Source organism: Mesorhizobium sp. LMG17149 (assembly GCF_024518695.1).
GTDB lineage: Bacteria > Pseudomonadota > Alphaproteobacteria > Rhizobiales > Rhizobiaceae > Mesorhizobium.
In genome coordinates this window covers 20,703-33,963 of the sequence record NZ_JANIFL010000008.1, presented here as the reverse complement: position 1 = coordinate 33,963, position 13,261 = coordinate 20,703, and the positions used below count along the sequence as shown (strand labels likewise).

At 61.8% G+C, this 13,261-nt stretch carries 11 protein-coding genes and 2 pseudogenes; 3 read left to right on the top strand and 10 right to left on the bottom strand.

Annotated features, from left to right (window positions below; genetic code table 11):
• Positions 1–263 precede the first annotated feature (263 nt).
• The 10 genes and pseudogenes from NP945_RS19700 to NP945_RS19655 form a co-directional block, all read right to left on the bottom strand.
• Positions 264–881: a hypothetical protein gene (locus NP945_RS19700; protein WP_127247245.1), complete on the bottom strand. Its 618-nt coding sequence runs from the start codon at positions 879–881 to the stop codon at positions 264–266.
• A 721-nt stretch (positions 882–1,602) separates the two neighbouring features.
• Entirely contained in the window at positions 1,603–1,758 is a 156-nt protein-coding gene (gene ccoS, locus NP945_RS19695) for a cbb3-type cytochrome oxidase assembly protein CcoS (RefSeq protein WP_081714250.1), read from the bottom strand.
• 5 nt (positions 1,759–1,763) lie between these two features.
• The gene (locus NP945_RS19690) at positions 1,764–4,043 is read right to left on the bottom strand and encodes a cation-translocating P-type ATPase (RefSeq protein ID WP_256747300.1); all 2,280 of its coding nucleotides are present in this window, start codon (positions 4,041–4,043) and stop codon (positions 1,764–1,766) included.
• Entirely contained in the window at positions 4,040–4,537 is a 498-nt protein-coding gene (locus NP945_RS19685; protein ID WP_256747299.1) for a FixH family protein, read from the bottom strand. Before NP945_RS19685 ends, NP945_RS19690 begins: the two co-directional genes overlap by 4 nt.
• The gene (gene ccoG / locus NP945_RS19680; RefSeq protein WP_256747298.1) at positions 4,534–6,093 is read right to left on the bottom strand and encodes a cytochrome c oxidase accessory protein CcoG; all 1,560 of its coding nucleotides are present in this window, start codon (positions 6,091–6,093) and stop codon (positions 4,534–4,536) included. Before ccoG ends, NP945_RS19685 begins: the two co-directional genes overlap by 4 nt.
• A gap of 166 nt (positions 6,094–6,259) precedes the next feature.
• Complete coding sequence (gene ccoP / locus NP945_RS19675; protein WP_063169223.1) at positions 6,260–7,123, bottom strand: cytochrome-c oxidase, cbb3-type subunit III; 864 nt, start codon at positions 7,121–7,123, stop codon at positions 6,260–6,262.
• Between the two features lie 2 nt (positions 7,124–7,125).
• Entirely contained in the window at positions 7,126–7,275 is a 150-nt protein-coding gene (locus NP945_RS19670; RefSeq protein ID WP_024502864.1) for a cbb3-type cytochrome c oxidase subunit 3, read from the bottom strand.
• An 11-nt stretch (positions 7,276–7,286) separates the two neighbouring features.
• Complete coding sequence (gene ccoO / locus NP945_RS19665) at positions 7,287–8,018, bottom strand: cytochrome-c oxidase, cbb3-type subunit II (protein WP_256747297.1); 732 nt, start codon at positions 8,016–8,018, stop codon at positions 7,287–7,289.
• Positions 8,018–8,983, bottom strand: a pseudogene (locus NP945_RS19660) (cbb3-type cytochrome c oxidase subunit I); the annotation flags it as partial. The pseudogene NP945_RS19660 and the gene ccoO, both read right to left, overlap by 1 nt.
• Positions 8,984–9,022: 39 nt before the next feature.
• Positions 9,023–9,528, bottom strand: a pseudogene (locus tag NP945_RS19655) (3-methyl-2-oxobutanoate hydroxymethyltransferase); the annotation flags it as partial.
• 195 nt (positions 9,529–9,723) lie between these two features.
• On the opposite strand from NP945_RS19655, the gene NP945_RS19650 reads away from it, so the two are divergent.
• From NP945_RS19650 to NP945_RS19640, 3 genes are all read left to right on the top strand, one after another.
• On the top strand, positions 9,724–10,686 hold the full coding sequence (locus NP945_RS19650; protein WP_024505567.1) for a membrane protein: 963 nt from the start codon (positions 9,724–9,726) through the stop codon (positions 10,684–10,686).
• Between the two features lie 62 nt (positions 10,687–10,748).
• A complete protein-coding gene (nadA, locus tag NP945_RS19645; protein ID WP_095486074.1) occupies positions 10,749–11,723 on the top strand; it encodes a quinolinate synthase NadA in 975 nt (324 codons plus the stop codon).
• Positions 11,720–13,261: an L-aspartate oxidase gene (locus NP945_RS19640; RefSeq protein ID WP_024505569.1), complete on the top strand. Its 1,542-nt coding sequence runs from the start codon at positions 11,720–11,722 to the stop codon at positions 13,259–13,261. The genes nadA and NP945_RS19640 overlap by 4 nt, the downstream gene beginning before the upstream one ends.

Below are 13,261 nucleotides of genomic sequence, written 5' to 3'. Positions count from 1 at the left end.
GCCTATCCTCGTGTAACGGTGGAACTGAGCCGAGTGACATGAGCTCCGTGCCCGCCGCATTGCCTAAAGGCGCTGGGCCGGGAGATTCGCATCGATCGGCAACGAAGCACTCAAAGCGCTCAGAGGTGGATGCGGCTAACCGATCCCGCCCTTTCGCCGCGCAGCCGCGCAGATCGCCGCCAGCAAGCGAGACACTCGCGACGCTGGTCAGCGACGGCCGCGCCGCATCGATCGCCACATTCCACCTGGAACCCTTGCGCATACTACTCACGCTCCACGACGTCGAAGCGGGCTCTCTTGCGAGGGTGAGGGTATCGAACGTAGCGCTCTCTCTCGTCATCCCAGCCAAGGTAGCGGAAACTTTTATCCACGACCGCGCATATCTCATCAAGAACCTGCTGCATGGCTTCGATGTCGATGTCCTTGCAATTCAGTCGCCGATAGAGCAAAGCCCACGCGGCGACATAGTCGTCGAAATAGCGCGCGTCACTCGAACCAATGATCAACTTCGGACGGTTGATCGATTTCGAAAACGCACGTCCCAACCCCGATGATGCTCCGCAGCACGTTGACATCACGAGGATCTTCGGCGCTGGATGCGAGCCCTGGAACATTTTTACGAAGTCAGCCCAAAGAAGGCCACTTCGCCCACTGGACGAAGCGATCCCGTCACCATTGCCGTGCCCGGCGATGTGAAGCACGTCGCACTCCGCCTCCATCGCTCGTACTACAGCCTCACCAAATTTCGTTCGGTTCAACGCCATGTGGAGCTCCGCGCGGATGTTGACAGCCTTTAACAAGTGCTGCACGATCGGTCCCTCTTGCCTGTCGGCGAAGTAGTCATTTGCATTGTGGCAGTCGATGATGTGTACGGTGTTCATGGTACTCCAGCCGCTTGTTCGTTCATCGTCGTGACGAGCGGACACCACGCGCGCGGAACCGCGTGGCGTGCGCTGGGTTCCGGTACCGTCGCATAGCCTCAAGGCGCGGGCCGGGAATCGGGATGGATCGGCAACGACGCACACAACCCATCAAAGGCGAAAGCTGTTGATCGGCCCCCCTGTCCGCGCAGCCACGCGGATGGTCAGCCAGCAAGCGAGATACACACGACGCCGGTCAGCTAATGGCTGCGCCGTAAGCACAAGGCATGGCCGACCACACGACAGAAAACCCAGAACCGTGAAGGTGCTGATAATGACGACCAATCTTTCCGTAAGTCATGGATTTCTCCGTCGAAGACTGGTCAATAGACCACACCGATGAGTATGACCCTGATCTGGATCAGCCAGACATGACCAATCGGCACTGGCGGTTCACGGTCAGGTGATCGACCGTGACGTTCCACTTTGGAACCCGTGCGCACATTGCCAAGCTCTCGTCCGGCCACGCGAGGTACTCTCGTGGCATCAGCCGCCTCATACTGGGTGCAATGGGAGGCAGTCCTTCGCACGACAGAGGCTTTTCACAAATGTAGTGTGCAGCTTAGGTCAAGATGGTCATGGAGCATGGAGCATGGAGCATGGAGCATGGACAGCTTGTTCCCGACCGAGCCGGCTCGACTGACGAGCGCGATCCGCGCATCTTATGCACAGCGGATTGAAATCAGCGTTCCGGTTTGTCGTCCCGATCAATTAGTATCCGCTCGGCGGCTCCGTCGAGATCTTCGTATTGACCGCTTCGCAATGCCCAGACGAAGCCGGACACACCCAGTGCACCCAGAAAAAGGGCCACTGGTATGAGATAGAGCAACGTCGTCACGAGGATTATGCCGAATAGCTGACTGCGGAGCGTCCGACTTTTTGAATAACTTGCAGCGTCGCATTCGCCCCGAAGCCGTGCAAGCGCAATGCGTTTCCAATAACAAGCACCGATGAGGCAGACATGGCAATCGCCGCTAACAAAGGCGTGGCGTGGCCCAGGATGGCGATCGGCACGGCGACGGCATTGTAGACGATCGCGATCGCGATGTTCTGGCGGATCAGGTGTCCAGCCTTGCGCGAGACGTCCAGCGCGAGAGGCACGGCCAGAAGGCTTTCGCGCAGGAATACGAAGTCGGCCGCATTGCGGCCAATGTCGGCGGCGGTAGCCGGTGCGATCGAGACATGCGCCGCGCTCAGCGCTGGCGTATCGTTGAGGCCGTCGCCAACCATCAGAACCTTGTATCCGTCTTTCGCCATGGTCTCGATGCGCTCGACTTTGCCGGACGGCAGCAGGCACGGAACGAAGTCGTCGACACCCAGCATTTTCGAGACTTCGGCGCAGGCACCCGCAGTATCGCCCGACAGCATTTGCACCGACACCCCGACATCGTTCAATCGCTTAATCGCCGCGCTGGCGTCGGCGCGCAGCGCATCCTCGAAATCGAAGGTCGCGACAATGATCCCGTCTTTCGTCAGAACCGTTCCGCCATGGCCATGTTTGCCTTCGCCGCCGGTCCGGGCCTTCCATCCAGCCCATCCGCGTCGACCCAGCCGCCAGGTGCTTCCGGCGTCAGTGGCTTCGATGCCGAACCCTGGATGCTCGGTGACGGCATCGAATTTGTGCTGCCCGTCAAGAGCGGCAAAGCCGGCTATGGCCTTTGAAAACGGGTGACGCGAGTGCGCGGCCATGTCTGCCGCGATTGCCAGCATGGCCGGATCGATCGAGCCCGCATTGACCAGCCGGGGTTGTCCGAGCGTGAGCGTTCCGGTCTTGTCGAACACTGCGTTATCAATCGTCGCCAGGCGCTCCATGGCCGAACCATCCTTGACCATGATGCCGCTCTCGAACAGGCGCCGCGCAGCGACCACTTGAACGATCGGTACGGCGAGGCCGAGCGCGCATGGGCAGGTGATGATGAGAACCGCAATGGCGATGGTTATCGCCCGGTGCCAGTCGCCGCTTGCCGCCATCCAGCCAAGGAACGTCACGAAGGCGGTCAGATGAACCACCGGGGCATAGAGCGCCGAAACGCGGTCGGCGAGCCGGCGATAATGTGCCCGACCGCCCTCGGCGGCCTCCATCAGGCGGACCATTTCCGCCAGGAATGAATCCTTCGCGGCGGCTGTCGCCTCAATCGTCAGCGGGCCGGTTAGGTTGAGGACACCAGCCTGCACGGCTTCGCCTGCCGCAACGCTTCGGGGCGTGCTCTCGCCCGAGACAAGCGAACAGTCCAGATCGGATGCCCCTTGAAAGATTTTGCCGTCGACGGGTATCCTTTCGCCGGCGGCAATCAGCAGCTGCATCCCTGGTTCGATCTCGCCAACCGGCAGATAGTCGCGTGCGCCGTCGCCGCGCAGCACCATGGCGCCGCGTGCGGCCAACTGGGACAGGCCTTTCACGGCGGTCCGGGCACGTTCGCGCATCACGTGATCCAACGTGCGGCCGATCAACAGGAAGAACAGCAGCGACACCGATGCATCGAAATAAGCGTGGTCGCCATGGTTGATCGTCTCATAGAGGCTCATGGCGTAGGCAAGCGACACCCCGACCGCGATCGGCACGTCCATGTTCATGCGGCCGTGGCGCAACGCATTCCAGGCCGAGCGGAAGAAGATGCCGCCGGCGAAGGCGAGTGCAGGGATCGCGATCAGCGCCGAGACCCAGTGGAACAGGTCGCGGGTAGCGCCTTCGGCACCGGACCAGACAGAGACCGAAAGCAGCATGATATTGCCCGCCGCGAACCCGGCAACCGCGACGGCGCGGATCAACTCCGAAAGCGCCTTGTCCTTGTTGTCGACCTCGGGGTCGAACAGATGCGCCTCGTAACCCAGCCGTCCAAGTGCGGCGACAAACGGTGGAACCTCATCCCCATGCCATCGGACCGAGACCCGTTTCGTCGACAGGTTGACGCGGGCGCTCTCGACGCGATCAAGCTTTCCCAGCGCCGCCTCGATCGTCTGGATGCAAGCCGCGCAATGGACCGTCGGTACTGAAAGATCGGTCTGGCGGAGATCATCGCCAAGCGATCGGCTCGCCAGCCTGATCTCCTGACTAGACGGCAGGACCGACGTGGTGCTGCCCAGATCAAGCGCCATTTCGGCGCCCGGTGCACAACAACTCATTGCAGCGCTCCATGGGAAATCATGATCCTGCGGACGTCGCGATACGGTTTATCCAGACCGGCGTCGGCGTCGACTTCGACAATCCAGACGCCGTCCTTCGGCATGTGCTGGGCTGCGAATTCCTGGCCCGAGGCGGGTGCGAGGGTGACCGACTTGTCCTCCTTCTCGTACGCGGGATGGCGAAACAGCACCTTGACGCCGTGCAAGGGAACCGGCTTGCCGGCGGCGTCGGTGAGGCCGTAGCGAACTTCGCCCCATGCAATGGTCAGCTTGCCGGTCCAGCCAAGGGCTGCCTGCGCGCGCCCCTCCTCGGCCTGCTTGTTGAATTGCTGGCTCGCCACATAGGTGTTTTCGACGACGAGGCCAGTCCAGCTTGTGCTGGCGAGCGTTGCCATGGTCAGATTGACCGCGATGACCACGCCGAAAAAGGCCAGGATGATGACCAGCATGTGCCTGCCGGTGAATTCACGAGGCTTTTGTACATTGGCAGTCATCTGGGGGCCTCCGGCGCGTTGAAGGTGGCGGTGTACTCGTTCGACTCGAAGCTGGCTCTGTCCTCGACGCGGAACTTGAAGGTCTGTGCCGGAGCGCGGATCTGGTCCGCCGGCTGGCGCACGAAGACCTTCAGCATTTTCAGGCGATCGGGCTCGACCGGGATGGCGAAGGAGCGGCCTGCCTTAATGTCGTCCCCGACCACGCTCATTTCGCCGCCTTGCAAGCCCTGCATAGTGACAACAATGGTCCGCGGTTCGGGGATCATGTTGAGCAGCTTGACGGTGTAGCCGTTGCGGATCGAACCGTCGGTCAGCGTGACGAACTGGGGATTGCGGTCATGCAATACGTTGACTTCGAGCCGGTCGCGCGTCAGCAGCGAACAGAGCAGGCCGAGGCCGATCAGCGACCACAAGCCCATGTAGACGTAGGTGCGTGGCCGAAAGATCTTGCTGACATGGAAATGCGCCACCTTGTCGGAGAACAGGCCATCAGCGGTCCTGACCAGCGACGGATTGATTGAACTGAAGCCGCCCGCGGTCGCCAGCGTCATGTTGGCGTTGTAGTCGGAGAGCGTCGCGTAGGCGATCAGCCCGCGCTCCTTGCCGAGCTTGTCCATGACACCGTCGCAGGCGTCTATGCAAAGCGCGCAGGTGATGCATTCGAGCTGCTGGCCGTCGCGAATGTCGATCCCCATCGGGCAGACCGCGACACAGGCATTGCAGTCGACGCAGTCGCCGACGGACTGCCCTGCAGCTTGCACCTTCTTCGCATGACGCGAACGCGGTTCGCCGCGCCAGTCATTATAGGTGACGGTGAGCGAACTTTCGTCGAGCATCGCTGCCTGGATGCGCGGCCATGGGCACATGTAGGTGCAGACCTGCTCGCGCATCAGACCGCCGAACGTATAGGTCGTCGCCGTCAGCACGGCGACAGTGATGTAGGCGACGGGTGGCGCGGTGCCGGTGAAGAGTTCGCCAACCAGCGTCGGCGCATCGGCAAAATAGAAAATCCAGGCGCCGCCGGTTGCCGCCCCTATGACCAGCCAGACGGCGTGCTTCGATAAGCGCAGCATCAGCTTGCGGGCGGTCCAGGGGCCGGCATCGAGTTTCATGCGAGCGTTACGGTCCCCCTCGATCGCACGTTCGACGACGAGGAACAGATCGACCCACACCGTCTGAGGGCATGCATAGCCGCACCAGGCACGGCCGACAGTCGAGGTGATCAGGAAAAGACCGACGCCCGCCATGACCAGGAGGCCGGCCACATAGAAGAATTCCTGGGGCCATATCTCGATGAAGAAGAAGTAGAAGCGCCGATTCGCGAGATCGAGCAGGACTGCCTGGTCCGGGGCAAATGGACCGCGAGCCCAAGGCAGCCACGCAGCCAGGTAATAGATGCCAAGTGTGATCGTCATCACCAGCCATTTGAAGCGACGAAAGTTGCCCGAGGCGCGCTTCGGAAAGATCTTTTGACGCGCGGCATAAAGCGGCTTGCGGGTTTTGGCGGAATTGACAGTTTCTGTTTCGAGCCCTGTCAACTGCGTCTTGTCACGCATGTGCAACTCCACTTTCCCAGCCAATGTCAGGGGCACCTGTCGTAAAGCCTCGCCGTAGGATAGCCTTGCCGGGTTGTGCAGATCGCATTAGGGATGGTGTCGAGGCCCGGCTCACGCCGGGCCTCGTCCGCTTGGCAGGGGGGACCGAAGAATAGGGCTTCCATTCCTATTCTCCGCCGCCAAGCGAATGGACATAAACTGCAAGTTCCTTGACCTTGATCTCGCCGAGACGGCCAACCCAGGCCGGCATGACGCCCTGTTTTGGCGCACGGACCTGTGCGGCGATGGCTGTCTCACCGGATCCATAGAGCCAGATCGCATCGGTCAGGTCGGGGGCGCCGAATTCCCTGTTGCCTTTTGCATTGTCGCCGTGACAGGCCACGCAATTCTCGGCAAAGACCTTGGCGCCGGGTTGGATCAGACTTGCATCGCGGACCTTGCCGGAAAGGCTGGCCACGTAGGCGCTGACTTGTGCGATCTGGTCGGCGGTAATGATGTCGCCGAAGGCCGGCATTTCCGACAGGCGCGTGTCCGGATCGGATGCGAAGCGGATGCCGTGCGTAATCGTCTGCTGGATCTGCTCGGCCTTGCCGCCCCATAGCCAGTCGTCGTCGTTGAGATTGGGAAAGCCCTTGGAACCCTGGGCGCCGGAGCCGTGACATTGTACGCAATTGACCTTGAAAGCGGCGCCACCGGCGGCGATTGCGAATTCGCGCAGGCCGTCGTCCGCGGCGATTTCCGAGACGCTCTTGGACTCCACCGCCGAGATATATTTGCCCTTGGCGGCCTCAGCCGCGGTCAGCTCGTTCCTAACCTCGTTGCGGCTGGAATAGCCGAGCACACCCGTTGTCGCCGAGTGCAACAGAGGCCATGCTGGATAGGCAATGGTGTAGCCTATCGCCCAGACAATGGTGACGTAAAAAGTGATAACCCACCATCTGGGAAGCGGGTTGTTCAGCTCCCGGATACCATCCCATTCGTGGCCGGTGGTCGAGACGCCAGAGATTTCATCGATATGCTCGTCGCTCATGATCACTCGTCCTCGAGCGGAATGCGGGCCGCTTCGTCGGCCAGCCTTCGGCTGCCGGGGCGTAGGGCAAAGGCGATGCACCCCACGAAGAACAGCGCCATCGCAACCAGGCCCCAGCTGTCGGCAAACGCCCGCATCAAATTGTAGGTCATCAGCGTTCTCCTCAGCGGTAGCCGGCGGCTTCGTCGTAATTTTTGAAGTCGACCAGTGTGCCAAGCATCTGCAGGTAGGCGAGCAGGGCATCCATTTCGGTGACCTGTTGCGGGTTGCCGTCGAAGTCGCCGATCTTGGCTTTTGGGTAACGCGCCTCAAGGCCTGATGTGTCGGCATTGGGATCGGCCTGCGCCGCCAGATCCGCATTGGCGTGGGCGATCATGTCATCGGTGTAAGGGACGGCTACAAGCCTGTTGGCGACCAGATGCGTCGAGAAATCCTTCACGTCGATCGGCGTGTCTTTCAGGAACCCATAGCTCGGCATGATCGATTCCGGCACCACCGAGCGCGGGTCGGTAAGATGCGCGACATGCCATGCATTCGAGTAGCGGTCGCCAACTCTGGCGAGATCCGGCCCGGTGCGCTTCGATCCCCACTGGAAGGGGTGATCGTACATGGACTCGGCAGCCAGGCTGTAGTGGCCATAGCGCTCAACTTCGTCGCGGAACGGCCTGATCATCTGGCTATGACAGAGGTAGCAGCCCTCGCGCATATAGATGTTGCGCCCGACAAGTTCGAGCGGCGAATAGGGGCGCATGCCTTCCACCTTCTCGATCGTATTGTCGAGATAGAAGAGAGGCGCGATCTCGACGATGCCGCCGACCGTCACCACGAGCAGCGAGCCAACGAGAAGAAACGTGGCGTTCTTCTCGATGATTGCGTGTTTGTCCATCAAGCCCATTACCTGGCTCCTGATCGCGCAGGTCGGATGGCGACGGGGCTCGGCATCGGCTCCTCCTCGCGCTGGTGGCCGAGGATGGTCCTGGTGATGTTCCAGGCCATGATCAGGGCGCCGGAGAGGTACATGGCGCCGCCGATGGCGCGCATGACATAGTAGGGGTGCATGGCGGCGACGGTTTCGGCGAAGGAGTAGACCAGGAAGCCCTGCTCGCCATATTCGCGCCACATCAGGCCCTGCATGATGCCGGACACCCACATCACCGCGGCGTAGACGACGATCCCGAGTGTCGCCAGCCAGAAGTGCCAGGTGACGAGCCTCAGCGAGTAGAGCCGTTGCCGGTTCCAGAGCTTCGGGACCATGTAGTAGATCGCGCCGAACGAGATCATGCCGACCCAGCCGAGCGCACCCGAATGGACGTGCCCGATGGTCCAGTCGGTATAATGCGACAGCGAATTGACCGCCCGGATCGCCATGATGGGGCCTTCGAAGGTCGACATGCCATAGAAGGCGACGGCCATCACCATCATGCGTATGATCGGATCGGTGCGCAGCTTGTCCCAGGCGCCGGACAGCGTCATCAGGCCGTTGATCATGCCGCCCCAGGACGGCATCCACAGCATGATCGAGAACACCATGCCGAGCGTCTGCGCCCAATCGGGCAAGGCGGTGTAGTGCAGGTGATGCGGCCCGGCCCAGATGTAGAGAAAGATGATAGCCCAGAAATGGACGATCGACAGCCGATAGGAATAGACTGGCCGGTTCGCCTGCTTGGGCACGAAATAATACATCATGCCGAGGAAGCCGGCGGTGAGAAAGAAGCCGACCGCGTTGTGGCCGTACCACCATTGCGTCAAGGCGTCCTGGACCCCTGAAAAGGCGGAGTAGCTCTTGGAGCCCAGGAACGAGACTGGTATGGACAGGTTGTTGACCACATGCAGCATCGCGATGGTCACGATGAACGCAAGCTGCTCCGGTATCTTTTCCAGCACCAAGGAGAAGGCGCCCGCTTCGGTTACCGCCCTGGCGTCGCGCCTGATCCGCTCTGCATCGGCTCCCCGGCCCTGCACACGATAGCCTCCAAACGTGTTTACCGCCTGCGGCGTCAGGCCCACATGGGCCATGACAGGTACGCCGCGCGCGGTAAGGAAGCTGATGGTTTCCGCGATGGTCTCGCCGCCCTCAATCTTTACCGCTGAACAACCGGTCTCACCCATCACGCGCGCAGCGTTGCCGAAAGCGTGCTCTGGGCTTTCCTCGTAGGAACCGAAGGGCAGGTCGACGACCATCAGCGCGTGTTCAAGGCCGCGGCGAACGGCCTGTCCGTGCATGATCATCATGTCGAGCGTGACCCCAGCGTCGACGACAGGCCGTGCAGCACCATGCCGACGCTGTCGCCGACAAGAACGATGTCGCAGTGGCGATCGAGCAGCCTCGCGACCGGCGTGGTGTAGGCCGTCAAGCATACAAGTGGCGTCTGGCCTTTTCGCGATCGAATATCTGGAGGAGTCATCCCTTTTATCTCACCCGCGCTCAACCGAGGCCCCTTCCCTTACGTTACCAACAGCGGGTGTCGCGTTTGGCATATTTTTGTGCGACTGCGAAGAGCTAAAAACAGCGCTTGAGTACTCCGGTGTTGACGTGCTGGCTGCCAAGGTTACATTCAATCGATTAAGGCGCTCCGTTGGGCCAACCCGCTTTCGCAAACATGGATCCTCAGACAAGAAGAACCAAGAAAGGCAAAGCCGCCGTCAAAGCTGACGAAGCCAAAGTGGACCTGACTGCCGTCGTGGTCGCCGTAAACGACAGTGAGCCCTGTGTCCTCACAGTCGGTCATGCGGACACCCTCCCTTCTGGACCTTTTGCCCTTGAGCATCGATCACTGCAGTCGGGTTTGAGGGGGTGGGTGGAGCAGCAGACCGGCCATGCACTTGGATACATCGAGCAACTCTACACCTTCGCCGATCGCGATCGCATCGGCACTGAGCGCCACCAGCGCGTCATCTCAATCAGCTATCTCGCATTGACCAGGAAGGAACAGGCAACGAACTCGGCCGCGTGCGGCTGGCAAAGTTGGTACGAATATTTTCCCTGGGAGGACCACCGCTTCGGCACGCCGCCTGTGCTGCTCGATAGATTGCGGCCCCGCCTGATTGAGTGGGCCGGCGGCGCCAGCGAGCCGACCACTCAACGCGAGCGCCGGCAGCGCGCTGCGATAGCCTTCGGCTTCGACGACCGCCATTGGAACGAGGAACTCACGCTCCAACGCTACGAGTTGCTCTATGAAGCTGCTCTGATTGAGGAGGCCGGTGGCGGCAGGGACGCGATTGCGGCCGCGGCTGGCAAACCAATGGTCGCTGACCACCGTCGTATTCTGGCAACCGGTATCGCGCGGCTGCGTTCGAAGATCAAATACCGGCCGGTCGTGTTCGAGCTTATGCGGCCTTCCTTCACGCTGCTGCAACTGCAGCGAACCGTGGAAGCTTTGGCTGGCAGGCTGATCAACAAGCCGAACTTCCGGAGATTGGTCGAGCAGCAGGAACTTGTTGAGGAGACCGGGGAGACCTCCCTCGACACGGGCGGCCGACCGGCGAAGCTTTATCGCTTCCGGCATGCCGTCCTCGACGACAGGGCTATCGCCGGGACAAAATTACCGCTGGCGCGGGCTTGACATACTTATAGTCAAGGTAGATATATTCCCTTATTGTCAAACCGAATATAATCGAGGCGCCAATGACTGGGGCGTTACCTATGGCTGCGTCCCTGTATGAGCGTGTCCGGCGGGTGATCCCACCCGTTGAATGGCCCGCGTTCGCCGGCGATATTGAAGCCATCTTAGCGCTGAAGCGTGAGCGCAATGCGGTGGTGCTGGCGCACAATTACCAGACGCCCGAAATTTTTCATTGCGTGGCAGACATCGTCGGCGACAGCCTGGCGTTGGCCCACAAGGCGGTGACGGTCGACGCCGACATCATCGTGGTTGCCGGCGTTCATTTCATGGCCGAGACGGCAAAACTGCTCAATCCGAACAAGACCGTGCTCATCCCGGATCTCCGCGCCGGCTGCTCGCTGGCCGAATCGATCACGGCAAACGACGTGCGGCTAATGCGGCTGCGGTATCCGGGGGTCCCCGTTGTTACTTACGTCAACACTTCCGCCGCCGTAAAAGCGGAGTCCGACATCTGCTGCACGTCCGGCAACGCCAAGGCGGTGGTGGAATCGCTTGGCGTGGCGCGTGTGCTGATGCTCCCGGACGAATATCTGGCGAGGAACGTGGCAGCCGATACAGACGTCGAGATCATCGCCTGGAAAGGCCATTGCGAGGTGCATGAGCGCTTCACCGCAGCAGACATCCGGGAACTGCGCGATGCCCATCCAGGCGTCATCGTGCTGGCCCATCCAGAATGCCCACCAGACGTTGTCGCGGAGGCGGAGTTCTCCGGCTCGACCGCGGCGATGTCGGATTATGTCGAGCGTGAGAAACCGACGCGTGTCGTCCTTCTGACCGAATGTTCGATGAGCGACAACGTCGCGGTCGCGCATCCCGACGTCGAGTTCGTTCGCCCATGCAATCTGTGCCCGCACATGAAGCGCATCAACCTGGCCAACATTCGCGCCGCACTCGAGCAGAACCGGCATGAGGTCCGGATTGATCCCGAAATTGCCGGCCCCGCCCGCCGCGCGGTCGAGCGCATGCTTTCCCTATGAGTCTGGAGGTTCGCGACATCGCCGGGGCACCGGTCGTCATCGGCGGCGGCATTGCCGGCCTGATGACGGCGCTTCATCTGGCGCCGGAACCGGTCGTGCTTTTGACCAACGCGCCGCTTGGAACCGGAGCCTGCAGTGAACTTGCCCAGGGCGGTCTTGCGGCAAGTCTCGGGGGCGACGACGGCCCAGATTTTCACCTTTGCGACACGATAGCTGCCGGCGACGGACTCTGCGATGAGGCCACGGTGCGGCGAGTGGTACGAGCTGCACCCGAAGCGATTAGGACGATCCAAAGGTTCGGCGTCGACTTCGACCAGCACCCTGACCGCGCGTTGCGACTTGGGCTCGAGGCGGCACACTCGCGACGGCGGATTGTGCATGCAGCCGGCGACGCCACCGGTCGCGAGTTGGTGCGCGCGCTCGTCGCCGCGGTTCGGCGTACAGCCTCGATCACCATTATCGAAAATGTGGAGGTCCGCCGGCTGGTCGTGCAGGACGGGTCGGTCATCGCCGTGGTCGCAGCAGGACGAGCCGGCGCGCTCGCTCTGCCCACGCGTCGCGCGGTGCTGGCGACCGGCGGCGTCGGCGGGCTGTTTTGCGACACGACAAACCCCGCTGGCTCATGGGGTCACGGGCTGGCGCTCGCCGCATGGGCGGGGGCGGAACTCGCCGACTTGGAATTCATACAGTTCCATCCAACTGCGCTCGACGGTCCGCGCCGGCCGATGCCGCTGGTGAGCGAAGCCGTGCGTGGCGAAGGCGCGGTGCTCATCGATGAGCGAGGAGAGCGCTTCCTCGCCGACACACCTGGCGGTGAACTTGCGCCTCGCGACGTCGTAGCGCGCGCCATTTGGCACCAGCTTGCCGTTGGACGCCGCGTATTCCTGGACGCACGGCAAAGTCTCGGCCCGAGATTTGGCAAGCGTTTTCCAGGCATCGCCGAATTGTGCCGGAGCGCAGGAATCGACCCCGCGACCGACCTGATCCCGGTGCGCCCGGCGGCACATTATCACATGGGCGGCGTCGCCGTAGACAGCGCCGGCCGCAGCTCCATCGAGGGATTGTGGGCCTGCGGTGAGGTGGCCTGTACCGGCCTGCACGGCGCCAACCGCCTGGCCAGCAACTCGCTCACCGAAGCGGCGGTCACCGCGAGCTGGGTTGCCGAAAGCGTTGCCGGCACGTCGTATACCCGGCGACCGCGCAGATGCTCCACATTCGTCCCTCCACGACCAGACGCTTCCGTGGTCCGCCCGATTGTCTCCGCCGCCCTGGGTATCATCCGCGACGGCGAGGCAATGCGCGAAGCGGTGGCGACCCTGCTGCCGATCGCAGCCAATAGTGTCGCTGCCTCTGGTCCGGCTTTGGTCTCACTGATGATCGCCGCGGCGGCCCTGAGGCGGGAAGAGAGTCGAGGCGCGCACTGTCGGTCCGATTTCCCGCTCCACGATGCCAACGTGCGCCCATCACGGCTGACACTGCACAGCGCAATGCGGGCCGCGGCCGCACTCGATTGCCGGGCTACCATACGGAGCACTTGA